The following is a 24,865-nucleotide window of genomic DNA, read 5'->3' on the forward strand; positions in this document are numbered from 1 at the left end:
CGGCCATGTCCGAAGATGCGATGCTCAAATTCGTGAACCGTGGGCAGGCCTATCCGGCCAAGCGCCCCGCTGAACTGCGTGCGGAGGATTTCCGCGAGATCGCAGACCGCTATGCCGTGCCCGATGCGGAGGCGCAGGCGGGCCGCTGCTCGCAGTGCGGCGTGCCCTATTGCTCGGTGCACTGCCCCCTTCACAATCACATCCCGGACTGGCTGCGCCTCACTGCCGAGGGCCGGCTGCGCGAAGCCTATGCGCTGTCGAACAGCACTTCGACGATGCCCGAGATCTGCGGCCGCATCTGCCCGCAGGACCGGCTGTGCGAAGGCAATTGCGTCATCGAGTTCTCGGGCCATGGCGCAGTCACCATCGGATCGGTCGAGAAGTTCATCACCGACAAGGCGTGGGACGAGGGTTGGGTCGAGCCGGTTCAGGTTGGCCCGGCGCGCGGCCAGTCGGTCGGCATCATCGGCGCAGGACCCGCGGGCCTCGCGGCGGCCGAATATCTGCGCGAATATGGCTATGAGGTGCATGTCTATGATCGGCACGATCGCGCCGGCGGGCTGCTCACCTATGGCATCCCCGGCTTCAAGCTCGAGAAGCATGTCGTCATGCGCCGTATCGAGCGGCTCGAGGCGGGCGGGATCGTCTTCCACCAGGGTTTCGAAGTCGGTCGCGACGCGACCCTCGAGGAGCTTCGCGCGCGCCACGGCTCGATCCTGATCGCCACCGGCGTCTACAAGACCCGACAGATCAAGGCGCCCGGCGTCGGCGCCAGGGGCGTGGTCGAGGCGCTCGATTACCTCACCGCCTCCAACCGCAAGGGCTTCGGCGACACGGTTCCGGCCTATGACGACGGCAGCCTCAATGCAGAGGGCAAGCATGTGGTCGTCGTCGGCGGCGGCGACACGGCAATGGACTGCGTGCGCACTGCGATCCGCCAGGGCGCAGCTTCGGTGAAGTGCCTCTACCGCCGCGACCGCGCCAACATGCCCGGATCGCAGCGCGAAGTGGCGAACGCTGAGGAGGAAGGCGTCGAGTTCGTCTGGCTCTCCGCGCCCGAAGCGTTCGATGGCGGCGAGCATGTCGAGGGAGTTCGCGCTGCGCGGATGCGGCTGGGCGCCCCCGATGCCTCGGGCCGCCGCACGCCCGAGCTCGATCCTGGCGGCGCCTTCCAGCTCAAGGCCGATCTGGTGATCAAGGCGCTGGGCTTCGAGCCCGAGGATCTGCCCAAGATGTTCGGCGCCGACGATCTGGGCGTCACGCGCTGGGGAACGCTGCGCACCGACGGCAAGACGATGATGACGAGCGTGCCGGGCGTGTTCGCGGCGGGCGATATCGTGCGCGGCGCGAGCCTGGTCGTCTGGGCGATCCGCGATGGCCGCGACGTCGCAGCGCACATGCACGCCTGGATGAAGGCGCACGCCAAGGCCGCCAAGTCCGCCGAGGGGGTTGCGGCCTGATGCGGCGGCTGCTTCCCCTTCTGCTGACCGCAGTCGCACTTCCCGCGCAGGCTGCGCCGGTCGGCCTCGCCGCGCAGGCTGCGCCGACGCAGGACGCCGACCGGCTGGTGGCTCTGCTCACCTCGGACGATCTGGTCAGTCAGCTCAGCCGCCAAATGCTCGATTCCTATCTCCGTGACGAGATCGGGATGTCCGAAGCGCAAAAGACGATGTTCGCGCAAAATCCGGCATTGAAAGAGCACGTTGCGGGGCGACTGCGCGGCGAGATGACGCCTATTCTCCGCCAGGAGCTGCCGTCGCTACGCGCGCAGCTCGCGGGCGAGGTGCGCGGCGGGATGTCCCCGCAAGAGATCCGCGACATGCTGACCTTCTTCTCGACGCGAACCGGGCGCAAGCTGCTCGCTGGCGGCTATCGCGGCGTTGGCGATTCGGGCGCGACCTCGCCCGAGGAGGCAGAGAAGGCGGCCATCTCGGCGATGATGCGCGATCTGACGCCCGACGATTATTCGACGCTGCTCACCCTGGGCACCAGCAGTGCCGCGCAGAAGTTTCAAACACTCAAGCCGCGGATCACGGAGATCAGCCGCCGCTGGGGCGAAGGTGTCGTGGCGCGGCATCAAGCGCGGCTCGAGCGTGTGGGGGAACAGGCGATCGTGGAATATCGGGGGGAGATAAAGGGATGAAGCGGGTTCGCGCTCTGGCCGCTAGTGCGGCGTTGCTCTTGTCGTTCGTGCCAGCGGCGGCACCGGCGCAGGATGCCCCGGCCGCGCCGGCCGCCCCGGTCGCGATCGAGCCCGCCCGGCTCGCCGCCGCCGAGAAGGCGGTCGCCGCGCTGGTCCCCAAGGGCATCTACATGACCATGATGCGCGATCAGATGCCGCAGATGATGGACGCGATGGTCACCCAGATGATGCGGAAGACGGCCGACGAGATGGGCCTCCCCGCGGAGGAAGGCGGCGAAAGCGGCGAGACGCTCGGCGAGGCCGCGGCGCGCAAGGACCCGGCCTTTCAGGAGCGGATGCGCATCACCTCGCGCGTGATGTTCGAAGAGATGGGCCAGGTATTCGATCGGATGGAGCCGCGTGTCCGCGCCGGCCTCGCCCGCGCCTTCGCACGCAAGTTCACGCTTGAGCAGCTCAACGATTTCAACATCTTCTTCGCGACGCCTTCGGGATCGGTATTCGCCCGCGAATATCTGATGACCTTCATGGACCCGGAGATGATGCAGGAAATGATGAGCTTCACGCCTGAGCTCATGAAGGCCATGCCCGAGATCATGCAAAAGGCGGAGAAGGCAACCGCGCATCTCCCGCCCCCGCCCAAGCCAGAGACCGAAACCGATGAATAACTCCGAACGCGAACGCCTCGCCCGTGAGGGCATGTACCGTCCCGAGTTCGAGGGCGATGCCTGTGGCGTGGGCATGGTCGCCGCGACCGACGGCCAGCCGTCGCGCCGTGTCGTCCAGTCGGCGATCGATGCGCTCAAGGCGGTGTGGCACCGCGGTGCGGTAGATGCCGACGGCAAGACCGGCGACGGCGCGGGCATCCATGTCGACCTGCCGGCGCGCTTCTTCGATGACGCGATCTCCGCAAGCGGGCACCGCGTGCTTTCCAATCGGCTCGCGGTCGGCATGATCTTCCTGCCGCGCACCGATCTGGCGGCGCAGGAGACCTGCCGCACCATCGTCGAAAGCGAGATCATCGAATCGGGCTACACCATCTACGGCTGGCGTCAGGTGCCGGTCGATGTTTCGGTGATCGGGATGAAGGCGCAGGCGACGCGCCCCGAGATCGAGCAGATCATGATCGCCGGGCCGATGCCCGACGAAGCCGACGCCGCCGAGTTCGAGAAGAACCTCTATCTGATCCGCCGCCGGATCGAGAAGCGGGTGATCGCGGCGCAGGTGGGCGGATTCTACATCTGCTCGCTGTCGTGCCGCTCGATCGTCTACAAGGGGCTGTTCCTCGCCGAGAGCCTGAGCGAGTTCTATCCCGATCTCAACGACGAGCGCTTCACCAGCCGCGTAGCGATCTTCCACCAGCGCTATTCTACCAACACCTTTCCGCAATGGTGGCTGGCGCAGCCGTTCCGCTGCCTTGCGCACAATGGCGAGATCAACACGATCCGCGGCAACAAGAACTGGATGCTCAGCCACGAGATCAAGATGGCGAGCATTGCGTTCGGCGAGCAGAGCGAGGACATCAAGCCGGTGATCCCGGCGGGCGCGTCGGACACCGCCGCGCTCGACGCGGTGTTCGAGGCGATCTGCCGTTCGGGCCGCGACGCGCCGACCGCTAAGCTGATGCTCGTGCCCGAGGCATGGCAGGCTGAGGACACGCCCCAGGCGCACCTCGACATGTACAAATATCTCGCCTCGGTGATGGAGCCGTGGGACGGTCCCGCCGCGCTGGCGATGACCGACGGCCGCTGGGCGGTCGCGGGCGTCGACCGCAACGCGCTGCGCCCGCTGCGCTACACCCAGACGTCGGATGGCCTGCTGATCGTCGGCTCCGAGACGGGCATGGTCCAGATCTCCGAATCGACCGTCGTCGCCAAGGGGCGGATGGGCCCGGGGCAGATGATAGCCGTCGACCTGGACCAGGGCCGGCTGTTCACCGATGCCGAGATCAAGGATCGCATCGCCGGCGAGGCCGACTATGCCGCGATGATCGGCGATTTCCTCACGATCAAGGACCTTCCCGCCGCGCCCGCTGAGCCGGCCTATTTCGAGCGCGCCGAGCTCACCCGGCGGCAGGTCGCGGCCGGGCAGACGCTCGAGGACATGGAGATGGTCCTCGCGCCGATGGTCGAGACCGCCAAGGAAGCTATCGGATCGATGGGCGACGATACGCCGCTCGCGGTCATCTCGGACAAGCCGCGGCTGATCAGCCAGTTCTTCCGGCAGAACTTCAGCCAGGTCACCAACCCGCCGATCGATCCGCTGCGTGAGCGCCACGTGATGTCGCTCAAGACGCGCTTCGGCAATCTCGCCAACATCCTCGACACCGAAGGCACGCAGGGCCGCGTGCTCGTGCTCGAAAGCCCGGTGCTCACCAATGCCGACTGGCACCGTCTGCGCGCGCATTTCGGCAGCCAGGCGGCCGAGATCGACTGCACCTTCCCCGCGGACGAGGGGTCCGACGCATTGCGCGCAGCGATCACGCGCATCCGCTATGAGGCCGAGCAGGCAGTCCGCGCGGGCTGCACCGAATTGTTCCTCACCGACGAGCATATCGGAACCGAGCGCGTCGCGATCGCGGGCGTGCTCGCGGTGGCGGCGGTCCACACCCATCTCGTCCGCCGCGGCCTGCGCTCCTATGCGAGCGTCAACGTCCGCACCGCCGAATGCCTTGACACGCATTATTATGCGGTGCTGATCGGTGTCGGCGCGACCACGGTGAACGCCTATCTCGCCGAAGCCTCGATCGCCGATCGCCAGGCGCGCGGCCTGTTCGGCGAGCTGAGCCTCGAGCAATGCCTCAAGAACCACCGCAAGGCGATCGACGAGGGGCTGCTCAAGATCCTGTCGAAGATGGGGATCGCAGTGATCTCGTCGTACCGCGGCGGGTATAATTTCGAAGCGGTCGGTCTCAGCCGCGCGCTGGTCAACGACCTGTTCCCCGGCATGCCCGCCAAGATTTCGGGCGAAGGCTATGCCTCGCTCCATCTCAGCGCCAAGATGCGCCACGAGGCGGCGTTCGATCGCGGCGTCGCGGCGCTGCCGATCGGCGGCTTCTACAAGCAGCGCTTCGGCGGCGAGACCCATGCCTATTCGGCGCAGCTGATGCACCTGTTGCAGACCGCGGTCTCGACCGACAGCTATTCGAGCTATCTCGCCTTCTCGCGCGGCGTTCGCGATATGCCGCCGGTCTATCTGCGCGACCTGCTCGAATTCAACTTCCCGGCCGAAGGGATCGCGATCGACCAGGTCGAGGCGATCACTGAGATCCGCAAGCGCTTCGTGACGCCGGGCATGTCGCTCGGCGCGCTCAGCCCCGAGGCGCACGAGACGCTCGCGATCGCGATGAACCGGATCGGCGCCAAGGCGGTGTCGGGCGAGGGCGGCGAGGATTCGTCGCGCTACAAGCCCTATGACAATGGCGACAACGCCAATTCGGTGATCAAGCAGATCGCCTCGGGCCGCTTCGGCGTCACCGCGGAGTATCTCAACGCCTGCGACGAGATCGAGATCAAGGTCGCCCAGGGTGCCAAGCCCGGCGAGGGCGGCCAGCTGCCCGGCTTCAAGGTGACCGAGTTCATCGCCAAGCTCCGCCATGCGACTCCGGGCGTGACGCTGATCTCGCCCCCGCCGCACCACGACATCTATTCGATCGAGGACCTGGCGCAGCTCATCTACGATCTGAAGCAGATCAATCCGCGCGCGCGGGTGTGCGTCAAGCTGGTCAGCTCGGCGGGAATCGGCACCGTCGCGGCGGGTGTCGCCAAGGCGCATGCCGACGTGATCTTGGTCGCTGGCCATGTCGGCGGCACCGGTGCCTCGCCGGTCACGTCGGTGAAATACGCCGGCACGCCTTGGGAAATGGGCCTCAGCGAAGTCAACCAGACACTCACGCTCAACGGCCTGCGCGGGCGCGTCCGCCTGCGCACCGATGGCGGGCTCAAGACCGGGCGCGACATCGTCATCGCCGCGATCCTCGGTGCCGAGGAATTCGGCATCGGCACCCTCAGCCTCGTCGCGATGGGCTGCATCATGGTGCGCCAGTGCCATTCGAACACTTGTCCCGTCGGCGTGTGCACCCAGGACGAGAAGCTGCGCGCCAAGTTCGTCGGCACGCCCGAGAAGGTCATCAACCTGATGACCTTCATCGCCGAGGAAGTACGCGAGATCCTCGCCCGGCTCGGCTTCTCGAGCCTCGACGAAGTGATCGGCCGCACCGAGCTGCTCCGTCAGGTCAGCCGTGGCGCCGAGCATCTCGACGATCTCGACTTGAATCCGGTGCTAGCCAAGGTCGACGCGACCGACGCCGAGCGCCGCTTCAGCCTGAACACCTTCCGCAACGAAGTGCCCGACAGCCTCGACGCGCAGATGGTGAAGGACGCGGCTCCGGTCTTCTCGCGCGGCGAGAAGATGCAGCTCACCTATACGGTGCGCAACACGCACCGCGCGGTCGGCACCCGGCTTTCGAGCGAAGTGACGCGCAAGTTCGGCATGTCGACGCTCGCCGATGGCCACGTCCATGTCCGCCTGCGCGGCTCGGCCGGCCAGTCGCTCGGCGCGTTCCTGTGCAAGGGCATCACCTTGGAGGTGTTCGGCGACGCCAACGACTATGTCGGCAAGGGCCTGTCGGGCGGCGTGATCGTCGTGCGGCCGATGGTCAGCTCGCCGATCGAGAGCTGGCGCAACACGATCATTGGCAACACCGTGCTCTACGGCGCGACCTCGGGCAAGCTGTTCGCGGCGGGGCAGGCGGGCGAGCGCTTCGCGGTGCGCAACTCGGGCGCTGACGTAGTGGTCGAGGGCTGCGGCGCCAACGGCTGCGAGTATATGACCGGCGGCACCGCGGTGGTGCTGGGCGCGGTCGGCATGAACTTCGGCGCGGGCATGACCGGCGGCATGGCGTTCGTCTACGACGCCGACGACAGCTTCGCGCGCCGCGCCAATCCGGAGAGCATCGTCTGGCAGCGGCTGGCTTCCGAACATTGGGAGGCGAAGCTCCGCAGCCTGGTCGAGGCGCATGCCGCCGCAACCGACAGTAAATGGTCGCGCGGCTTGCTCGATGACTGGGACCGCGAGGCCGGCAAATTCTGGCAGGTGGTACCCAAGGAGATGCTCTCACGGCTCTCGCACCCGCTCGACGACAGCGCGGAGCTTGTGGCGGCGGAGTGACTCCTTAATCCTCCCCCGCCAGGGGGAGGTGGCGCCGAAGGCGTCGGAGGGGGCGGATGCCAGAACATGAGCGGCGTGATTCCTCCCCCTCCGTCATGCTTCGCATGCCACCTCCCCCTGGCGGGGGAGGATTGGGGCCAGGCCATTCATCCTGGGCTAAGCCGCTGGAATGCATATATGATGGCATCCTGACGACTCGGGAGAATGTCATGCGTCTGGTTCCCGCTGCCCTCATGCTGTCCGCCGTCGCGGCCCCCGCTGCGGCGCAGTCGCAAGTCGAAGATGCCGCGCGCCAGCTGCAGGATCCGATCGCGCAGGAAGCGATCGCCATGGCGGTTAGCTCGATCGCGGCGATCGTGCTCGATACGCGCGTGGGGCAGCTTGCGCAGGTGCTCGGCCCGGAGAGCGACATCCGCCCGTCGGACACGCTGCGCGACGTCCAGCGCCGCAAGGACCCCGATTTCGAAGCGAAGCTGCAGCACGACACGCGCCGCGCGGTCGCCACCGCCGGCTCGGCCGCAGTCGGCGCGGCGGCGATGAGCGGCGAGCTCCAGCGCACTGCTGAACGCCTGGAGGCAGCAATGGCGCCCCTGGCGGGCGTGCTCGCGTCGCAGGCAGAGGGCTACGACGACGATTATTGACGCATCCGCTGGACGCCTTGCGCGCCCACGGTAGATAGGGTGCCATGTGGCAACTCTATCAATTTCCCCTCTGTCCCTTTTCGCGGAAAGTCCGGCTGCTGCTGGGCGAGAAGGGCATCGGCTATGAGCCCGTCCGCGAGCTGCCCTGGCAGCGGCGCGACGAGTTCCTTGATCTGAACCCCACCGGCCAGGTGCCGGTGATGGTCGACACCGAACGCGGCGTCACGCTGATCGATTCGAGCGTGATCTGCGAATTCTTCGAGGAAACGGTCAGCAAGAATGCGTTGATCAACGGCACCGCGACGGATCGCGCCGAGATCCGCCGGCTGGTGGTGTGGTTCGACAATCACTTCTTCGGGGAGATCACTGCGCCTCTGCTCCACGAACGGATGCTCAAGCGGCTGGTCTACAAGCAGGCGCCCGACGGCCAGGCGCTGCGCACGGCGATGAAGTCCGCGGTCGCGCACCTCGATTACATCGATTATCTGCTCGATCACCGCACCTGGCTCGCAGGACCGACGATGAGCCTCGCCGATCTCGCCGCCGCTGCGCAGATCTCGATCGCCGATTATCTCGGCGGGATCGACTGGAAGAGCCACGAGCAGGCCAAGCGCTGGTACATCGGCATGAAGAGCCGCCCGAGCTTCCGCCCGCTGCTGTCGGAGCGGATGGAAGGCATCCCGCCGCCTGCGGATTACGAGAAGCTGGATCTTTGAGCTAACGACCTGAAGCCCCTCCCCTTCAGGGGAGGGGTTGGGGTGGGGCATGTAAATCTCCATCGAGGCCGACCTGCGTGTGGACAGCCCCCACCCCCAACCCCTCCCTGAAGGGGAGGGGCTTAGCCGGAGGTCGCCGTTGAACTCCGTTGAAGCCAGGTCTAAGGCCGCGCGACTTATGAAGGAGCCAGCATGACGATCGGCGAAGAACGCCTGGCCCGCCGCATGGCGCGCGGGTGCGAATTCCTGGGTTCGCAGGTCGCGATCCTGGGCGGCGCCATGTCCTGGGTCTCGGAGCGCAACCTGGTCGCGGCGATCTCGAACGCCGGCGGCTTCGGCGTCATCGCGTGCGGCGCGATGAATCCCGAGCAGCTCGACGCGGAGATTGCGGGCACGAAGGCGCTCACCGACAAGCCGTTCGGCGTAAACCTGATCACCATGCACCCGCAGCTGTTCGAGCTGATCGAAGTGTGCGCGAAGCACAAGGTCGGCCATGTCGTGCTCGCGGGCGGGCTGCCCCCTGCCGGGAGCCTCGACGCGATCAAGGGCAACGGTGCCAGGCTGATCTGCTTCGCCCCTGCGCTCAGCCTCGCCAAGAAGCTGATCCGCTCGGGCGTCGACGCGCTGGTGGTCGAGGGAATGGAGGCCGGCGGCCATATCGGCCCGGTCTCGACCAGCGTGCTCGCGCAGGAGATCCTGCCCGAGGTCGCGAGCCAGGTGCCCGTCTTCGTCGCCGGCGGAATCGGCCGCGGCGAGGCGATTGCCGGCTATCTCGACATGGGCGCCGCAGGCGTCCAGCTCGGCACTCGTTTCGTCTGCGCGACCGAGAGCATCGCGCACGCCAACTTCAAGAAGGCCTTCATCCGCGCCTCGGCACGGGATGCCACCGCCAGCGTCCAGATCGATCCGCGGTTGCCGGTGATCCCCGTCCGCGCGCTCAAGAACGCGGCTGGCGAGCTGTTCACCGCCAAGCAGCGCGAAGTCGCCCAGCTGCTCGACGAGGGCAAGGTCGAGATGGCCGAGGCGCAGCTCCAGATCGAGCATTACTGGGCCGGTGCGCTGCGCCGCGCAGTGATCGAAGGCGATGTCGAGCACGGCAGCGTCATGGCGGGCCAGTCGGTGGGCATGGTCAGCAAGGAAGAGCCGACCGCCGACATCATCGCCTCGCTGATGGCCGAGGCCGCGCACGCACTGGAAAAACGCGCCTCCTAGGAGCCTTCAATCCTCCCCCGCCAGGGGGAGGTGGCGTGCGCAGTATGACGGAGGGGGAGGAATCACGACGATAGCGGCGTGATTCCTCCCCCTCCGCCGCCTTCGGCAACACCTCCCCCTGGCGGGGGAGGATTGAAGGCTCAGACCACCACCCTTGTGGCCATCCGCTGCCCGCGGGCGAGCTTCCACAGCTCGCCCAGCGCCTGCGCCGCCATGATCACCATCATCACGATCAGCGTGATGCGGATCGCCAGGTTCAGGCTTTCGGTGAGCCCGGCGAGGTTCTCGCTGCCTCCGCCGGCCGCGACCACGGTCACCCAGGCACCCGCCTCGTAGAGCCCCGTGGCCACCGCGATGGTCGCCACCGAGACCGCGATCGACAGCGGTGCCTCGAGCCGCCACAGCCGCGGCAGCAGCCATTCGATCAGATTGACCGCGAGCTGCGCGCAGGCGAGCATCAGGATGGGCAGATAATATTGGTCCCAGATCGCAGCCGGCTCGATGCGGACGGTGCTGGTCGCCGCGATCGACGGGAAGCGGACCGCGCCGATCCACCAGAGCAGGAAGGCGATGCTCAATCCAACTTCGAACGCCGCCTCCCACTGTCCCTTGCGGCGGGCGAGCGGCACGGGCAGGTGCTCCGGCGTCCAGCGGATCAGCTGATCGACCGGGCCGCCATAGCGCTCGAACAGCGCGAAGCCGAGCGTCACCACTGCGACCGCGATGAAGAAGAATTCCCAGAGGTTGCCGGTGATGCGCACGAGCATCTCGACGATATTGCGATCGCCGAGCAATGCCGAGATCACGCCGATCGCGACGAACGAAATGGCACCGATCGAGAGCACCACGCGCAGCGCAAACAGATAGAAGGGAAAGATCTCGGGCCCGATCAGATATTGCTGGCTGCGATAGCGCGACGCGATGACCAGCGGATGGCCGAACTCGCGCAGCAGCGCTGTCACTTCGTCGCGCGTGAGCGGCCGGCCCTTGCGCTCCTCGCGCATCTCCTTGCGGGTCGCCAGCTCATCGGCGAGTTCGGCGATGATGTCGTCGGCCTTGTCCGCGGGCAGGTTCTGCCGGACGGCCGCGAGATAGCGTTCGATCAGGTCCATCACTTGTCCTTTCCGGTAAGCCGCAGGATCGATTCCGAGATCGCGTTCCATTCGCCGAGCAGCTGGGCGAGTATCTCGAGTCCGTCGGGCGAGAGCCGGTAGAAGCGCTTGTTGCGCTTGGCTTCCTCGCGCCATTCGCTGGTCAGCAGCCCCTGTGCCTCGAGCCGGCGCAGCAGCGGGTAGAGCGCGCCTTCGTCGATCGGCAGGCCCGCTTCCTCCAGGCTGGTGCGCAGCGTGTAGCCATAGCGCTCCTCGCGCAGCGCCCCGAGCACCGCCAGCACTAGCGAACCGCGCCGCAGCTCGACGCGTAGCTTCTCGAATAGATCGTCTTCGATCGGCATGCGGTGTCTCGTATAGTATGTGACATACACTGTATGTCACATGGTACTGTGTGACGCAAGGTATATTTTGTGCCGACCGAATGGCGCCGCTTCGCGCAATCTGTTAGCCCCGGGTCATGGCCCTTGCTGCTGCCGCCTCCGCACGCGAGATACTCACGCGCCTCCACGACGTGATGGCGAAGCGTCTGCCGGCGCAATCGAAGCTCAATGCCGTGGTCGAGATCATCGGCACCGCGCTCGATAGCGAGGTCTGCTCGATCTACCTGCTGCGCGAAGGCGTGCTCGAGCTGTTCGCCACCCGCGGACTGGCGCAGGAGGCGGTCCACGTCACCAAGCTCGCCCTGGGCGAAGGCCTGGTCGGTACGATCGCCGCCAACGTCGAGACGCTCAACCTGGCCGAGGCGGCGACGCATCCCGACTTCGCCTATCGGCCTGAGACGGGCGAAGACCGGTTCCACAGCTTCGCCGGCGTCCCGATCATCCGGCGCGAGCGCGCGGTCGGCGTGCTCGCGGTCCAGCATGCCGAGCCGCGACGCTACGACGAAGTCGAGATCGAAGCGCTCCAGACGGTCGCGATGGTGTTGTCGGAGCTCATCGCCAACGCGGGGCTGATCGACGCCGCGGGTGCGGCATCGACGCGGCCCCAGGCGACCGGGGCCACGCGCGCGAGCGGCTTCAAGCTGGTCGAGGGCATGGCGCAGGGCCTGGCCGTGTTCCACCAGCCGCGCATCGTGATCGAGCACACCGTGGCCGAAGACATCGAGGCCGAGCGCCACCGCGTCTATGCCGCGTTCGACAAGATGCGCGAGCAGATCGACCGGATGGCCAGCCAGGCCGAGTTCGGCGTGGGCGGCGAGCACGACGAAGTGCTCCAGACCTACAAGATGTTCGCCTATGACGAAGGCTGGAGCCGCCGCATCAACGAAGCGATCGACTCCGGCCTCACTGCCGAGGCGGCGATCGAGCGCGTCCAGCAGCGCACCCGCCAGCGGATGCGCGAGATCGACGATCCGCTGCTTCGCGATCGGATGCACGATCTGGAGGACCTGTCCAACCGGCTGCTGCGCATCGTCTCGGGCCAGCTCGGCACCGCGGCGCAGCTAGGGCTGCGGCACGATTCGATCCTGATCGCGCGCAACCTGGGGCCCGCCGAGCTGCTCGAATATGATCGCCGCCGCCTAAAGGGCGTGGTGCTCGAGGAAGGCTCGCTCACCGCGCACGTCACCATCGTCGCGCGCGCGATGGGGGTGCCGGTGCTCGGCCGCGTCCGCAACGTCCGCCAGCTCATCGCCGAGGGCGACATGCTGCTGCTCGACGTGGGCGAGGAGAGCCTGTTCGTCCGCCCGACCACGGCGATGCAGGAGGCCTTCTCGGCCAAGCTCGTGCTGAGCCAGAAGCGCCGCGCAGCCTTCGCGCGGCTGAAGGGCGAGCCGCCGCTGACCCGCGACGGGCACCGCGTCACGCTGATGGTCAATGCCGGGCTGCGCGACGACGTGTCCGCGCTCGATTTGACCGGCGCGGACGGGATCGGCCTGTTCCGCACCGAGTTCCAGTTCCTCGTCTCGGCGACCCTGCCCCAGCGCGAGGCGCAGCGCCGGCTCTATAAGGACGTGCTCGACACCGCCGGCGAGCGCCCGGTCATCTTCCGCACGGTCGATATCGGCGGCGACAAGGCGCTGCCCTATCTCAACCACGACGAGGCGGGCGACGAAGAGAATCCCGCGATGGGCTGGCGCGCGCTGCGGCTGGCGCTGGAGCGCGACGGGCTGATGAAGGCGCAGGCGCGCGCGCTGATCGAGGCGGCGGCGGGGCGTACGCTCCACATCATGTTCCCGATGGTTTCCGAGCCCTGGGAGTTCGATGAGGCACGCGCGCTGTTCGAAGCGCAGCGCGCCTGGCTCGCCGCGCGCGGACGCAAGATGCCCGCCGAGATCCGCTACGGCGCGATGCTCGAAGTGCCCGCGCTCGCCGAAGTGCTCGACATGCTGCTTCCGCGGCTCGATTTCCTGTCGATCGGCACCAACGATCTGACTCAGTTCCTCTTCGCCGCGGACCGCGCGCATCCCAAGCTCGCGCTGCGTTACGACTGGCTCAGTCCCTCGATCCTGCGCTTCATCAAGCGCGTCGCCGATCAGGCGCATGCGGCCGGGGTCCCGGTGGGCGTGTGCGGCGAGATGGGCGGGCGCCCGCTGGAGGCGATGGCGCTGATCGGGCTGGGGATCGACCGGCTCTCGATCACCCCCGCCGCGGTCGGCCCGGTCAAGGCGATGATCCGCTCGCTCGATCGCGCCGCGCTTCGCTGTACGCTGGAAGCGGCGCTCGCCGCCCCGCAATTGCCGCTGCGCGACACGCTCACTGCCTGGGCTGCTGAACATCGCGTCGAATTGGCCTGATAAAGCGTAGATTTCGGTCACCCGCCGTTGACAGCCGCAGCGCCCTGAGGGACACCGCGGGGCACAGGCGGGAGCCCAATGGGCCGCAACCCTCCCGCCGGAGGTTAGGCATGGAAGGCGAAATCGCCCAGGAGCCGACGCTGTTTCCCGCAACCGTGGGAGAGAAGCTGCGCGCCGCGCGTGAGGCGCAGGGCCTGGAGCTCGCGGAAATCGCCAGCCGCACCCGTATTCCGCAGCGTCATCTGGAGACGATCGAGAACGGCAATTACGCCGGGCTTCCCTCGGTCACTTATGCGTACGGCTTCGCCAAGGCCTATGCCCGCGCGGTGGGCGTCGACGAGGTCGAGATCGGCCGCGAGCTGCGCCAGGAACTGGGCAACAGCCCCGAACGCGTCGTGCCCGTGCCTTCCTACCCGATGGAGGACCCCACCCGCGTTCCTTCCCGGGGCATCGTCTGGGCCGGCGTGATCGTGGCGGTGCTGCTGCTGGTGGGCGCGGGCCTGTGGTACGGCACCAGCCTGTTCCGCGGCGAAGCCCCGACCGAAGTCGCTGCGCCGGCCGAAACCGAAGCTGCTCCCGAAGCGACCGAAGCCCTGGCCAATACCGCCGCGCCCGCCCCGGCCCCCATCGGCGGCGATCAGGTGACGCTGGTCGCGCTCGACACCGTGTGGGTCCGCGTGAACGATGCCAGCGGGCAGCGGCTCTACGAGAAGGAAATGGCGCCGGGCGAGCGCTACGACGTGCCACCGGGTGTGGATCGCCCGCGCCTGCGCACCGGTCGTCCCGATCGGCTTCAGGTGCTGATCAATGGTTCGAGCGTGCCGCCGCTGGGCACCGGCGAGCGCACGATCGACGCCGAAGTGGGCGCCGCCGCGCTCAAGGCACGTCCCGCCGAGCCTGCCGGTTCCGCCGCCGCCGCTCCTGATGCAAACACTCTCGGCGTTCCTTAAGACCGGCCTTAAGGCTGGCGACAGGCAAGGCGTGTCAGCTATGGCGCGACGAGCCCTTCAACCGATCCGCTTTGCACCTGGTATATTGAACATGCGAAATTTGATGGCCGCCGCGACGCTCGTGATCGCGATCGCAACCGCAGGGAGCGCCCACGCCCAGACGTCGGTCGAGGGCCGGGTCGACCGGCTCGAGCGCGAGATGCGCGCGGTGCAGCGCAAGGTGTTCCCGGGCGGCGCCGGCCAGACGGTCGAGCCCCAGATCACGCCGCAGCTCGATACGACGGTCCCCGGCGTGCCTGCCTCCACGCCGCTCACCGATCTCACCCAGCGCGTCGCTGCGCTCGAAGGCCAGCTCACCTCGCTCACCGGCCAGGCCGAGCAGAGCGAATATCGCCTCCGCCAGCTCGAGGAAGCGTTCAACGCCTACAAGGCGGCGACGGATGCGCGGCTGAAGGCGATCGAGGACCGCACCGCGCCAGCGGCGCCCGCCGAGGAGCTCGGCACCGGCGGCCCCGAGATCGCCCCGGTCGATCTGGGCGAGGCCGCCGCCCCGGCCGCCGAGAAGCCCGCTGCCAAGCCGAGCGGCTCGCGCGCGCAGCAGCTCGCGGCGATCGAAAAGCCCAAGAGCGGTGATCCTGCCGAGGACGGCTATCTCTACGGCTATCGCCTGTGGAGCGCGAAGCTCTACCCCGAGGCGCGCAAGGCGCTCGAGGCGGTCGTGACCAAATATCCCGAGCATCGCCGCGCCAGCTATGCGCAGAATCTGCTGGGCCGCTCCTATCTGGATGCAGGTGCGCCGAGCCTCGCCGCAGTGGCGTTCTACGAGAATTTCAAGAAGAACCCGAACGGCGAGCGCGCGCCCGACAGCCTCTATTATCTCGCCCAGTCGCTCACCAAGCTCAAGAAGCCGGCGAGCGAAGTCTGCAAGGTCTATGACGAGCTGACCCAGCTCTATGGCGACCGTCTCTCGGCCGGGATCAAAGCCGGGGTCGCGCAGGGCCGTGCCGACAACAAGTGCAAATGAGCTGACGCCCCCGGCGGAGCAGATCGAGCGTTTCCGGCGCGATCTGGAAGCGCTGACCGGGGAGGCTCCCACTGCCGCGCGAATGCTCGGGCTCGGCGTTTCGGGCGGGCCGGACAGCATGGCGCTGCTGCTGCTCGCCGCCGCCGCCTATCCCGGCGCAGTGCGGGCCGCCACCGTAAACCATGGCCTGCGCCCAGAGGCCGCGGACGAAGCGGCGTTGGTGGCCGCGGTCTGCGCCCAATTGGGCGTTCCTCACACGACGCTTGCGCCTCCCGCCGATTACAGTTTCGCCGGCAATGTGCAGGAGCGCGCGCGGACGCTGCGCTATGCCGCGCTCGCCGAATGGGCGGCCCCCCGGGGGCCGCTCGCCGGCGCCGGCTGGATCGCCGTCGCCCACCAGCGCGACGACGTCGCCGAGACTTTCCTGATGCGCGCGCGCCGCGGATCCGGGGTGGGCGGGCTCGCAGCGATGCGCCGTTCGCGGCAGCTTGCTCCCGGGCTGGAGCTCGTGCGGCCGCTGCTCGACTGGTCACGCGCCGAGCTGGAAGGGCTCGCGGTTTGCAAGCGCGTGCCCTTCGTCGAGGACCGGTCCAACCGTGATCCGCGCTACGACCGCAGCCGGATTCGTGCGCTGATCCAGTCGACGCCGGACCTCGTCCCCTCGCGCCTGGCGCTTTCCGCGCAGAATCTGCGCCATGCGGAGGACGCGCTCGAATGGGCGTTGCAGCGCGAGCTCTCGGCGCGGTTCCGCGCGGATGGCGCCGCAGCGACGTTCGACCCGGTTGAACTGCCCTATGAGCTGCGCCGCCGGCTGGTGCGGCTCGCCGTCCAACATGTGCGGCACCAAGGCGGGATTCACGAGCCCTGGCACGAGCAGGGACTCGATCGCCTCGTCACCACGCTCGATGGCGACGGCACCGGTACGATTGCGGGGGTGAAAGCCGCCGCGAAACATGGTGAATGGCGTTTCAGCCTGGCTCCGGCGCGGCGATCACACTGATCGACCTAAAGAACCGCGTTGTTCCATTGCCATTAACTTGCCCGTCCCTATCTTGCAGGGCGGAAAGGTACGATCGCCACATGAACGACAACGACAAGCAGCAGGGTCCCGAGAACGGGGGCAATCCCTGGATGAAGAGCCTGCTGATCTGGGTGGGCATGTTTGCCGCACTCGGGCTCTTCGTGATGATGTTCGAAGGCCGCAGCACCACTGCGACAGGCGATACGATCGCTTATTCGACTTTCCTCGACAAGGTCGAGGCAGGCGAGGTCAAGGACGTCAACATCGCAACGGGCTCGGGCGTCGTCACCGGCACCCTCTCCAGCGACGCCAAGTTCCGCACCAACGTGCCCAATGATCCGCAGCTCATCTCGACGTTGCGCGACAAGGGCGTGCGGATCAACGCGCGTCCGGAGGAGGGCCCGTCGATCTGGCAATATATCCTGGTCCAGTCGCTGCCGTTCCTGCTTTTCCTCGGCATTGCCTTCTTCGTGCTTCGCCAGATGCAGAAGGGCTCGGGCTCGGGCGCGATGGGCTTCGGCAAGTCGCGCGCGCGCCTGCTCACCCAGAAGGAAGGCAAGGTCACCTTCGACGATGTCGCCGGCATCGACGAAGCACGCGAGGAGCTGCAGGAGATCGTCGAGTTCCTGAGGGACCCGACCAAGTTCGCGCGCCTCGGCGGCAAGATTCCCAAGGGCGCGCTGCTCGTCGGCTCGCCCGGCACCGGCAAGACGCTGCTCGCCCGCGCGATCGCGGGGGAGGCGGGCGTGCCGTTCTTCTCCATCTCGGGCTCGGACTTCGTCGAGATGTTCGTCGGCGTCGGCGCGTCTCGTGTCAGGGACATGTTCGAACAGGCCAAGAAATCGGCCCCGTGCATCGTCTTCATCGATGAGATCGACGCCGTCGGCCGCTCGCGCGGCGCCGGCCTCGGCAACCAGAACGACGAGCGCGAGCAGACGCTCAACCAGCTGCTCGTCGAGATGGACGGCTTCGAATCCAACGAAGGCATCATCATCATCGCGGCGACCAACCGCCCCGACGTGCTCGATCCGGCGCTGCTCCGCCCGGGCCGCTTCGATCGTCAGGTCCAGGTTCCGCGCCCGGACATCGAAGGCCGGGTGAAGATCCTCCAGGTCCATATGAAGAAGGTGCCGCTGGCGCCCGACGTCGACGCGCGAGTCATCGCGCGCGGCACCCCGGGCTTCTCGGGCGCCGATCTCGCCAACCTGGTCAACGAGGCTGCGCTGCTCGCCGCCCGCCGCGGCAAGCGGCTGGTCGCGGCGCAGGAGTTCGATGACGCGCGTGACAAGGTGCTGATGGGCGCCGAGCGCCGCAGCATGGTGATGACCGACGACGAGAAGCGGATGACGGCCTATCATGAGGCGGGCCACGCGCTGGTCTTCGCGCACGAGCCGACCGCGGACCCGATCCACAAGGCGACGATCATTCCGCGCGGCTTCGCGCTGGGCATGGTCCAGCCGCTGCCGGAGCGCGATTCGTACAGCTATCACCGCGACAAGATGCACGCCGACATCGCCGTGGCGTTCGGCGGCCGCGTCGCCGAGGAGCTGATCTTCGGTTACGACAAGGTGTCGTCGGGCGCGTCGAACGACATCATGCAGGCGACGCGTCTCGCCCGCGCGATGGTCACCAAATGGGGCCTGTCGGACAATGTCGGGCCGCTCGACTTCTCGGAGAGCGAGGAGAGCTACGGCTATGTCATGTCGCGCTCCAAGCCGATGTCGGACGAGACTGCGCGGCTGATCGACAGCGAGGTCAAGCGCTTCGTCGAGCAGGGGCTGGCCCGTGCGCGCCAGATCCTGACCGATCATGTCGACCAGCTCCACACGATCGCGCTGGCGCTGCTCGAATATGAGACGCTCACCGGCGAGGAGATCAAGCGGCTGATCGCAGGCGAGGATATCGGCCGCCCCGATCCGGGCGCGGGCGCCAAGCCGGCCGCGGTCGCAGGCACCTCGATCCCGAAGATCCGCAAGCCCAAGGGTTTCGGCAACCCGGCACCGCAAGGCGCCTGAGTTCAGCCCCCAGCCAACAAAAGGCCCTTTCCCGAACGATCGGGGGAGGGCCTTTTCTTTGGTGTTCGTGTCGGTTGCGAACGCGGGCGCCTCGGTAGCAATTCAATCCTCCCCGGCGGGCAGGGCGGTTGCATATGGAATGTGTTGCGGGTCCGGAAAGGGTTTCGGCAAAATCTCCGTTCGTCCTGAGCTTGTCGAAGGACGTCCTTTTCTTCGGGCTGGTTGCTCGCAGCGAAGAAGAAGCGGCCCTTCGACAAGCTCAGGGCAAACGGAATTTCCATAAGCGATTGCCCTGCCCTGGCGAGGGAGGATCGAGAAAGCCGCCGCTCAGAACATGCCCAGCAGCAGCAGGATCAGCAGGTACAGCGTCAGGATGATCACGATGAACCAGCTCAGCACGATCGCGCGCAGGATCGCGCTGCGCCAGCGCAGGCTATAGGCCTGTTTGAGCTGGCGGGTGATGTGGATCAGCGGCACGAATGTCCCGAGCGTCCCCAGCGTTGCGGAGGGCACGCCGATCGCGCCGAGCAGCGTCAGCGCGATGAACAGCAGCGACATGAACGCGATCGAATAGATGACGAAGATCGCGTGGTCGTAGAGCTTGTACTGGCGCTTCCAGAAGAACAGCAGCCACACGAACGGCAGCGACAGCGGGATCAGCAGCCACGAGAATTTATAGCTCGATGACTGGAGCTTGTAGAGCATCAGCGAGGGGTTCTTGTTCCACTTGTCGATGCCGTAATCGAGCGCCTTCCATCCGGTGTGGATGTTGGCGATCTGGTCGACCCTGTCGGGCGCGACATGCTTCGCGGCTTCGGTCAGCTCCGCCAGATCGCTGTTGGCAGTGGCGATGCGCTGCTCGTATTTTTCGCGCTTGGCGTCACCGGGGGCGAGCTCGCGCAGCCGCGCCGTGGCTTCGGCGCGATTTTCCTCGGCGTCCTTCCTGGCCTGCTGGATCGCCGCCGCGGGCTTGGCGGTGACGCCGGAAATGTCGGTCGGCGCGGAAATGCCCGCGAAGGAGAAGACCGCGAACATCGCGAAGATCGAGAAGAGGTAGATCGCCATCGGCGACACGAACTTGGCGCGCTCGCCCGCGATGTAACGGCGGGTGAGATCGCCGGGCCGCCAGGCGAGCAGCGGCAGGGTGCGCCAGAACTTGCCTTCGAAATGGAGGACGCCGTGGACGATCTCGTGCGCCACGGCGCCCAGCGAGCGGTGGACATGCCCGGTCTGGCCGCATTGGTGGCAGTGCGTCCCGATCAGTGCGGTTCCGCAATTGAGGCAATTGTCCGAATGATCCGGCCCGTGCGCCTCGCCCGTCTTGGGCTCGACTGCGCGGCCGATGAGCGCGCCTGTCACCATTTCGCCTGCTGCGTCGATTTCCCCCATGGCAACTGGCTACCAGCTTGCGCCGAGCCGTGCTAGCGGGTGCAGCATGGCCGACGCTGACATTCCCATGCTGATCGCCGATATGGCTGCCCGGGCGCGTGCCGCCTCGCAGCAGCTCGCAGCGATGTCGAGCGCGCAGAAGAGTCGCGCACTGCTCGCTGCCGCCCGGGCGATCCGCGACTCGCGCGACACGATCATCGCCGCCAATGCCCAGGACATGCGCGCAGGCGAAGCCTCGGGCCTCACCGGCGCGCTGCTCGATCGGCTGCGCCTCGACGTCGATCGCGTCGAGGCGATGGCCGCCGGGATCGAGGCCGTCGCCCGGCTCGACGATCCGGTCGGCCGCGTGATCGATCGCGTCGAGCGCCCCAATGGGCTGGTGCTCACGCGCGTCCGCGTGCCGATCGGCGTGATCGGCATCATCTACGAGAGCCGCCCGAACGTGACTGCCGATGCCGGGGCGCTCTGCGCGATGTCGGGCAACGCCGCGATCCTGCGCGGCGGCTCGGAGGCGATCCACAGCAACCGCGCGATCCACGCCGCGCTGGCCAGCGGTCTCGAAGCGGGCGGGGCGTCGGCCGATGCGATCCAGCTCGTGCCCGTCACCGATCGCGCCGCGGTGGGCGCGATGCTCACCGCCGAGGGTGCGATCGACATGATCGTGCCACGCGGCGGCAAGAGCCTCGTCGCGCGGGTCCAGGCCGAGGCGCGCGTGCCGGTGCTCGCCCACCTCGACGGCCTCAACCACACCTATCTCGACCGCGCGGCCGATCCCGAGATGGCGCTAGCGCTCGCGGTCAACGCCAAGATGCGCCGCACCGGCATCTGCGGCGCGACCGAGACGCTGCTGATCGATCGCGGTTTCGCGGATCCGGTCGCGATGCTCGAGGCGCTCCACCAGGCCGGCTGCGAGCTGCGCGGCGACGCCGAGGTCCAGGCGCTCCATCCCTTCGTGAAGCCCGCCAGCGAAGAGGATTGGGACACCGAATATCTCGACGCGATCCTCTCGGTGAAGCTCGTCGACGGCGTCGACGCCGCGATGGATCACATCGCCCGCCACGGCTCGCACCACACCGACGCGATCGTCACCGGCGATGCGCCCACTGCCGAGCGTTTCCTGAACACCGTCGACAGCGCGATCGTGATGTGGAACGCCTCGACTCAGTTCGCCGATGGCGGCGAGTTCGGCCTTGGCGCCGAGATCGGCATCTCCACCGGCCGCCTCCACGCCCGCGGCCCCGTCGCGCTCGAAGGGCTGACGACCTACAAATGGGTCGTCCGCGGGAGCGGCCAGACGCGGCCTTGAAGAGCGCGCTGCACAAGTATACATTTGATGCATGACGAAAAGCGTGGTCATCACGTCGCGCATCGACGAGGCGCTCTCGGAAAATCTGGACAAGCTCGCCGTACGGATGCGCCGATCGCGCGCCTCGGTCGTGCAGCTGGCCATTGAGCGCTATGTCGAAGAAGAGACCGCATTTTGGGCCTTCGTCCAGGAGGGTATCGACGCCGCTGATCGAGGCGAGCTGATCAGCCAGGAAGAGATGGAAGCGTGGTTTGAGGGTCGTCGGCATCGAGCCGCCGCCGAATGAGGCGCGCGCGATGGACGGCGATCGCTCGGGCTGATTTTGAGCGAATCGACAAATATTATCAGGGGCTTTCCCCTGAGTTCGCGGATCGCCTGGGCATAGCCGCGTTGCGCGCGGCGCGCTTCCTCGCGGAGAATCCGCACGCCGGTCCCCTCATCGAGGAACCGGTGAGAAAATGGCGCGTCCGGTCGTTCGATTATGTACTCCTCTATCGCCTGAGCGTGGATGGGGTGGAGATACTGCGCATGCACCATGCGCACGAAAATTGGCGCGCGGGATCGGCGGATTGAAGCGAATCGGCCTCCTCGGCGGCTCGTTCAACCCCGCGCACCGCGGCCACCGCCGCCTCTCGCTCCACGCGATGCGCGCGCTGGGGCTCGACGAGGTCTGGTGGCTGGTCTCGCCGGGCAACCCGCTCAAGCCCGATGCCGGCATGGCGCCCTTCGCCGCGCGGCTCGCCTCGGCCCGGCGCATGGCCCGGCACGCGCCGATCCGCGCCAGCGACGTCGAGGTGCGGATGAAGACGCGCTACACCGCCGATACGCTCGCAGAGCTCGTGCGGCGCCACCCCCGGCGCCGCTTCATCTGGTTGATGGGCGCCGACAATCTCGCCCAGTTCCACCGCTGGCGCGACTGGCGGAGGATCGCCCGGCAGGTTCCGATTGCGGTGATCGCGCGCCCGGGATATAATCGCGAGGCTCACGCAAGCGTTGCGATGGGTTGGCTGCGGCGCGCTGTGCGGCCCGCAGGCCAGGCGAAGAACTGGACGAAGTGGAGTTTGCCGGCCCTGGTGCTGTTGCGCTTCCGCCCCGATCCTACTTCGGCGACGCGCCTTCGGGCCGCCGACCCTGCCTGGCACCGGCACTTCATGAACGCGTCCACCATGCCTATATCGGGCGCGTCCGTGCCGTTTCCACCTTCGCGCACAGACTCGCTCAACCCTTAGGAGTTACCTTGGCCACATCCCCCAACGTCCAGCATGTCCCCGGCGCCGAAAGCGTCGAGGCGCTGCATCGGCTCGTGCTGACTTCGCTGGACGACGATCAGGCGGTGGAGACCGTCTCGATCCCGCTCGCGGGCAAGAGCAGCATCGCCGATTACATGGTCGTCGCCTCGGGCAGGTCGACGCGGCAGGTCGCGTCGATGGCGACGAAGCTCGCCGAGAAGATCAAGGCGGAGTTCGGCCGCAGCCCACGCGTCGAGGGTCTGCCCAACGCCGATTGGGTGCTGATCGACGCAGGCGACGTGATCGTCCACCTCTTCCGCCCCGAAGTGCGTAGCTTCTACAATCTCGAGCGCATGTGGTCGTTCGTCGAACCCGCCGGCCAGGCGTGAACATTCGTTGAGCAGTCGCGCCGCGATTTCGGCATAATGCTGCTCCACATCGTCGCGCGCGGGCGGATTGGGCGCAGTCCCGAGGCCGAACTGGTCGAGCGCTATTTGAAGCGCATCCCCTGGCCCACGCGCGTCACCGAGCTTCCCGACAGCGGCGGGCGCATGCCCGCGATCGAAGGCGCCACGCGCGTCGTCATGCTCGACGAGAAGGGCGAGAACCTGCCCTCGCGCACGCTCGCCGAAAAGCTCGGCCGATGGCGCGACGACGGCATCCGCGAGACGCGCTTTCTGATCGGCGCCGCCGACGGCTTCGACGATGAGGCGCGCGCGGGCGCCGATCTGCTGCTTTCGTTCGGCCGCGCGACCTGGCCGCACATGCTCGCCCGCGCAATGCTGGCCGAGCAGCTCTGGCGCGCCGCTTCGATCCTTGCCAATCACCCCTATCATCGCGAAGGATGAGCCATGGGGGATGAACCATGGGGCCTGCGCGAAGCATCACGCTGACCGCCGCATTGCTGGCGATGCTGGGTGCCGGCGCGGTCGCGGGCGCGCAGGTGCCCAGTCTTGGCGAGCAGCAGGCGCGCCTGCGCACCGCGAATGCCGCGGTGACAGCCGCGGAGGCCCGCGCCCGTGCGCTCGAACGGGCCGCCGCGAGTGCGCGTGACCAGGCGGCGCAGGCGCAGGCGAAGCAGGCCGCAGCCGCCGAGCGCATCCGCGCCGCCGAAGCCCAGATCGCCGCATCGCAGGCACGCATCGCGATCGTCGACCGAATCCTCGCCGCCCAGCGCGGCCGGCTCGCGCGCGATCAGGCGCCGGTGCTGCGCCTTATCGCGGCGCTCCAGTCGATGGCGCGTCGTCCTGCAATGCTCGGGCTGGTCCAGCCGGGCTCGACCGCGGACATGGTCCATGTCCGTGCCGTGCTCGCCACCACCTTGCCGCAGGTCGAGGCGCGCACCGCTGCCGTCCGCGCCGAGCTCGATCGCACCCGGCGGCTGCGCGCCGGCGCCCAGGCAGCGGCGAACGGATTGCGCCAGAGCCGTGCCCGCCACGATCAGGAGCGGATCGCGCTCGTCCGGCTCGAAGCCGAATATCGTGCGCGCTCGCAGGCGCTGGGGCGCAGCGCGCTGGTCGAATCGGATCGCGCGCTGGCGCTCGGCGAACGCGCTCGCGACCTCGTCGACCAGATGGAGACGCTCGGCGCCGCTGCGGAGATCGAGGCCGATCTCGCCGCGCTCCCCGGCCCGCTACCGCGTCCGGCGCCGTCCGGCGCCGCCACGCCGGGCGCCCGCTTCGCCCCGGCCTATCGCCTCCCCGTCGTGGGGCAGGTGGTCACCGGGCTCGGCGAAATATCCGAAACCGGGGTGCGCTCGCGCGGGCTCACGCTCGCCTGTGCGCCGCGCGCGCCGGTCATCGCCCCCGCGGCGGGCCGAATCCTCTATTCGGGCCCGTTCCGCGGCTATGGCGGCATCGTGATCCTCGATCATGGAAAGGGCTGGACCACCCTCGTCGCCGGCCTCGGCGGCGTCGCCGTCCGCGAAGGCGATCGCGTCGCGCAGGGAAGCCCGATCGGCCGCGCGCGCAGTGGCGACGCACCCCGCATCACCGTCGAACTCCGCCGCCACGGCGTGCCGTTCGATCTGGCGCAATTGCTGTAGGGCCCCAAATCCTCCCCCGCCAGGGGGAGGTGGCGCGCGCAGCGCGACGGAGGGGGAGGAAGCACGCCGGCCGATGTGTTCTGGCATCCGCCCCCTCCGTCAGCCTGCGGCTGACACCTCCCCCTGGCGGGGGAGGATCTAAAAAGCTGGCAAAGTAGGATTT

At 67.6% G+C, this 24,865-nt stretch carries 22 protein-coding genes; 19 read left to right on the forward strand and 3 right to left on the reverse strand.

The features are described 5' to 3' along the window. Positions 1-5 precede the first annotated feature (5 nt). The 7 genes from ACMGDH_RS03980 (at position 6) to ACMGDH_RS04010 (ending at position 9,878) form a co-directional block, all read left to right on the forward strand. The gene (locus ACMGDH_RS03980; protein WP_436826614.1) at positions 6-1,460 is read left to right on the forward strand and encodes an NAD(P)-dependent oxidoreductase; all 1,455 of its coding nucleotides are present in this window, start codon (positions 6-8) and stop codon (positions 1,458-1,460) included. Next, positions 1,460-2,143: a DUF2059 domain-containing protein gene (locus tag ACMGDH_RS03985; RefSeq protein ID WP_436826615.1), complete on the forward strand. Its 684-nt coding sequence runs from the start codon at positions 1,460-1,462 to the stop codon at positions 2,141-2,143. Before ACMGDH_RS03980 ends, ACMGDH_RS03985 begins: the two co-directional genes overlap by 1 nt. Further along, positions 2,140-2,808 carry a DUF2059 domain-containing protein gene (locus ACMGDH_RS03990; protein ID WP_436826616.1) on the forward strand — a complete coding sequence of 223 codons (669 nt, stop codon included), beginning with the start codon at positions 2,140-2,142 and terminating at the stop codon, positions 2,806-2,808. Before ACMGDH_RS03985 ends, ACMGDH_RS03990 begins: the two co-directional genes overlap by 4 nt. Further along, complete coding sequence (gene gltB / locus ACMGDH_RS03995; RefSeq protein ID WP_436826617.1) at positions 2,801-7,309, forward strand: glutamate synthase large subunit; 4,509 nt, start codon at positions 2,801-2,803, stop codon at positions 7,307-7,309. Before ACMGDH_RS03990 ends, gltB begins: the two co-directional genes overlap by 8 nt. A 209-nt stretch (positions 7,310-7,518) precedes the next feature. Continuing rightward, positions 7,519-7,950, forward strand: coding sequence for a hypothetical protein (locus ACMGDH_RS04000; protein ID WP_436826618.1), 432 nt, complete (start codon positions 7,519-7,521; stop codon positions 7,948-7,950). A 44-nt stretch (positions 7,951-7,994) separates the two neighbouring features. Then, positions 7,995-8,666: a glutathione S-transferase family protein gene (locus tag ACMGDH_RS04005; RefSeq protein ID WP_436826619.1), complete on the forward strand. Its 672-nt coding sequence runs from the start codon at positions 7,995-7,997 to the stop codon at positions 8,664-8,666. Positions 8,667-8,858: 192 nt separating this feature from the next. After that, positions 8,859-9,878, forward strand: a complete 1,020-nt coding sequence (locus ACMGDH_RS04010; RefSeq protein ID WP_436826620.1) for an NAD(P)H-dependent flavin oxidoreductase — start codon at positions 8,859-8,861, stop codon at positions 9,876-9,878. Positions 9,879-10,018: 140 nt separating this feature from the next. On the opposite strand, the gene ACMGDH_RS04015 is transcribed toward ACMGDH_RS04010, so the two are convergent. Together ACMGDH_RS04015 and ACMGDH_RS04020 are read right to left on the reverse strand one after the other, a co-directional pair. After that, positions 10,019-10,990 (reverse strand): hypothetical protein, encoded by a 972-nt coding sequence (locus ACMGDH_RS04015; protein ID WP_436826621.1) that lies wholly within the window; start codon positions 10,988-10,990, stop codon positions 10,019-10,021. Then, positions 10,990-11,331, reverse strand: coding sequence for a PadR family transcriptional regulator (locus tag ACMGDH_RS04020; RefSeq protein ID WP_436826622.1), 342 nt, complete (start codon positions 11,329-11,331; stop codon positions 10,990-10,992). Before ACMGDH_RS04020 ends, ACMGDH_RS04015 begins: the two co-directional genes overlap by 1 nt. Positions 11,332-11,447: 116 nt before the next feature. Between ACMGDH_RS04020 and ptsP the strand changes: the two genes are divergently transcribed. The 5 genes from ptsP to ftsH all read left to right on the forward strand — a co-directional run bounded on the left by ptsP (position 11,448) and on the right by ftsH (position 18,734). Then, positions 11,448-13,724, forward strand: a complete 2,277-nt coding sequence (ptsP, locus tag ACMGDH_RS04025) for a phosphoenolpyruvate--protein phosphotransferase (RefSeq protein ID WP_436826623.1) — start codon at positions 11,448-11,450, stop codon at positions 13,722-13,724. Between the two features lie 110 nt (positions 13,725-13,834). Next, positions 13,835-14,674, forward strand: a complete 840-nt coding sequence (locus ACMGDH_RS04030) for a helix-turn-helix domain-containing protein (protein ID WP_436826624.1) — start codon at positions 13,835-13,837, stop codon at positions 14,672-14,674. A gap of 91 nt (positions 14,675-14,765) precedes the next feature. Continuing rightward, positions 14,766-15,698 carry a tetratricopeptide repeat protein gene (locus tag ACMGDH_RS04035; RefSeq protein ID WP_436826625.1) on the forward strand — a complete coding sequence of 311 codons (933 nt, stop codon included), beginning with the start codon at positions 14,766-14,768 and terminating at the stop codon, positions 15,696-15,698. Beyond that, the gene (gene tilS / locus ACMGDH_RS04040; RefSeq protein WP_436826626.1) at positions 15,676-16,698 is read left to right on the forward strand and encodes a tRNA lysidine(34) synthetase TilS; all 1,023 of its coding nucleotides are present in this window, start codon (positions 15,676-15,678) and stop codon (positions 16,696-16,698) included. Before ACMGDH_RS04035 ends, tilS begins: the two co-directional genes overlap by 23 nt. Before the next feature lie 80 nt (positions 16,699-16,778). Continuing rightward, positions 16,779-18,734, forward strand: a complete 1,956-nt coding sequence (gene ftsH, locus ACMGDH_RS04045) for an ATP-dependent zinc metalloprotease FtsH (protein WP_436826627.1) — start codon at positions 16,779-16,781, stop codon at positions 18,732-18,734. Positions 18,735-19,061: 327 nt separating this feature from the next. Here the strand turns inward: ftsH and ACMGDH_RS04050 are convergent, their stop codons facing one another. Then, the gene (locus ACMGDH_RS04050) at positions 19,062-20,123 is read right to left on the reverse strand and encodes a DUF3667 domain-containing protein (protein WP_436826628.1); all 1,062 of its coding nucleotides are present in this window, start codon (positions 20,121-20,123) and stop codon (positions 19,062-19,064) included. Between the two features lie 46 nt (positions 20,124-20,169). On the opposite strand from ACMGDH_RS04050, the gene ACMGDH_RS04055 reads away from it, so the two are divergent. Genes ACMGDH_RS04055 through ACMGDH_RS04085 form a run of 7 tightly spaced genes read left to right on the forward strand, consistent with a single transcriptional unit; the run spans position 20,170 to position 24,702 of the window. Beyond that, positions 20,170-21,429, forward strand: coding sequence for a glutamate-5-semialdehyde dehydrogenase (locus ACMGDH_RS04055; RefSeq protein ID WP_436826629.1), 1,260 nt, complete (start codon positions 20,170-20,172; stop codon positions 21,427-21,429). 31 nt (positions 21,430-21,460) lie between these two features. Then, positions 21,461-21,715, forward strand: a complete 255-nt coding sequence (locus ACMGDH_RS04060) for a CopG family ribbon-helix-helix protein (RefSeq protein WP_436826630.1) — start codon at positions 21,461-21,463, stop codon at positions 21,713-21,715. Beyond that, positions 21,712-22,002: a type II toxin-antitoxin system RelE/ParE family toxin gene (locus ACMGDH_RS04065; RefSeq protein WP_436826631.1), complete on the forward strand. Its 291-nt coding sequence runs from the start codon at positions 21,712-21,714 to the stop codon at positions 22,000-22,002. Before ACMGDH_RS04060 ends, ACMGDH_RS04065 begins: the two co-directional genes overlap by 4 nt. Further along, the gene (locus ACMGDH_RS04070; RefSeq protein WP_436826632.1) at positions 21,999-22,658 is read left to right on the forward strand and encodes a nicotinate-nucleotide adenylyltransferase; all 660 of its coding nucleotides are present in this window, start codon (positions 21,999-22,001) and stop codon (positions 22,656-22,658) included. Before ACMGDH_RS04065 ends, ACMGDH_RS04070 begins: the two co-directional genes overlap by 4 nt. An 8-nt stretch (positions 22,659-22,666) precedes the next feature. Continuing rightward, entirely contained in the window at positions 22,667-23,047 is a 381-nt protein-coding gene (gene rsfS / locus ACMGDH_RS04075; RefSeq protein ID WP_436826633.1) for a ribosome silencing factor, read from the forward strand. Positions 23,048-23,083: 36 nt separating this feature from the next. Next, entirely contained in the window at positions 23,084-23,506 is a 423-nt protein-coding gene (locus tag ACMGDH_RS04080; RefSeq protein ID WP_436826634.1) for a 23S rRNA (pseudouridine(1915)-N(3))-methyltransferase RlmH, read from the forward strand. A gap of 17 nt (positions 23,507-23,523) precedes the next feature. After that, the gene (locus tag ACMGDH_RS04085; RefSeq protein ID WP_436826635.1) at positions 23,524-24,702 is read left to right on the forward strand and encodes a murein hydrolase activator EnvC family protein; all 1,179 of its coding nucleotides are present in this window, start codon (positions 23,524-23,526) and stop codon (positions 24,700-24,702) included. The last annotated feature ends 163 nt before the right edge of the window (positions 24,703-24,865 follow it).

The organism is Sphingomonas radicis (assembly GCF_051400635.1).
In the GTDB taxonomy this organism is placed as follows: domain Bacteria; phylum Pseudomonadota; class Alphaproteobacteria; order Sphingomonadales; family Sphingomonadaceae; genus Sphingomonas.

What these genes read in the sequence shown, in the direction of transcription:
- ACMGDH_RS04035 (WP_436826625.1), top strand. Translation starts at nt 14,766, where the DNA reads ATGCGAAATTTGATGGCCGCCGCGACGCTCGTGATCGCGATCGCAACC.
- ACMGDH_RS04010 (WP_436826620.1), top strand. Translation starts at nt 8,859, where the DNA reads ATGACGATCGGCGAAGAACGCCTGGCCCGCCGCATGGCGCGCGGGTGC.
- ftsH (WP_436826627.1), top strand. Translation starts at nt 16,779, where the DNA reads ATGAACGACAACGACAAGCAGCAGGGTCCCGAGAACGGGGGCAATCCC.
- ACMGDH_RS03980 (WP_436826614.1), top strand. Translation starts at nt 6, where the DNA reads ATGTCCGAAGATGCGATGCTCAAATTCGTGAACCGTGGGCAGGCCTAT.
- ACMGDH_RS04080 (WP_436826634.1), top strand. Translation starts at nt 23,084, where the DNA reads ATGCTGCTCCACATCGTCGCGCGCGGGCGGATTGGGCGCAGTCCCGAG.
- ACMGDH_RS04000 (WP_436826618.1), top strand. Translation starts at nt 7,519, where the DNA reads ATGCGTCTGGTTCCCGCTGCCCTCATGCTGTCCGCCGTCGCGGCCCCC.
- ACMGDH_RS03990 (WP_436826616.1), top strand. Translation starts at nt 2,140, where the DNA reads ATGAAGCGGGTTCGCGCTCTGGCCGCTAGTGCGGCGTTGCTCTTGTCG.
- ACMGDH_RS03985 (WP_436826615.1), top strand. Translation starts at nt 1,460, where the DNA reads ATGCGGCGGCTGCTTCCCCTTCTGCTGACCGCAGTCGCACTTCCCGCG.
- ACMGDH_RS04060 (WP_436826630.1), top strand. Translation starts at nt 21,461, where the DNA reads ATGACGAAAAGCGTGGTCATCACGTCGCGCATCGACGAGGCGCTCTCG.
- gltB (WP_436826617.1), top strand. Translation starts at nt 2,801, where the DNA reads ATGAATAACTCCGAACGCGAACGCCTCGCCCGTGAGGGCATGTACCGT.
- ACMGDH_RS04065 (WP_436826631.1), top strand. Translation starts at nt 21,712, where the DNA reads ATGAGGCGCGCGCGATGGACGGCGATCGCTCGGGCTGATTTTGAGCGA.
- ACMGDH_RS04015 (WP_436826621.1), bottom strand. Translation starts at nt 10,990, where the DNA reads ATGGACCTGATCGAACGCTATCTCGCGGCCGTCCGGCAGAACCTGCCC.
- ptsP (WP_436826623.1), top strand. Translation starts at nt 11,448, where the DNA reads ATGGCCCTTGCTGCTGCCGCCTCCGCACGCGAGATACTCACGCGCCTC.
- ACMGDH_RS04030 (WP_436826624.1), top strand. Translation starts at nt 13,835, where the DNA reads ATGGAAGGCGAAATCGCCCAGGAGCCGACGCTGTTTCCCGCAACCGTG.
- ACMGDH_RS04020 (WP_436826622.1), bottom strand. Translation starts at nt 11,331, where the DNA reads ATGCCGATCGAAGACGATCTATTCGAGAAGCTACGCGTCGAGCTGCGG.
- ACMGDH_RS04085 (WP_436826635.1), top strand. Translation starts at nt 23,524, where the DNA reads ATGGGGCCTGCGCGAAGCATCACGCTGACCGCCGCATTGCTGGCGATG.
- ACMGDH_RS04050 (WP_436826628.1), bottom strand. Translation starts at nt 20,123, where the DNA reads ATGGGGGAAATCGACGCAGCAGGCGAAATGGTGACAGGCGCGCTCATC.
- ACMGDH_RS04005 (WP_436826619.1), top strand. Translation starts at nt 7,995, where the DNA reads ATGTGGCAACTCTATCAATTTCCCCTCTGTCCCTTTTCGCGGAAAGTC.
- ACMGDH_RS04055 (WP_436826629.1), top strand. Translation starts at nt 20,170, where the DNA reads ATGGCCGACGCTGACATTCCCATGCTGATCGCCGATATGGCTGCCCGG.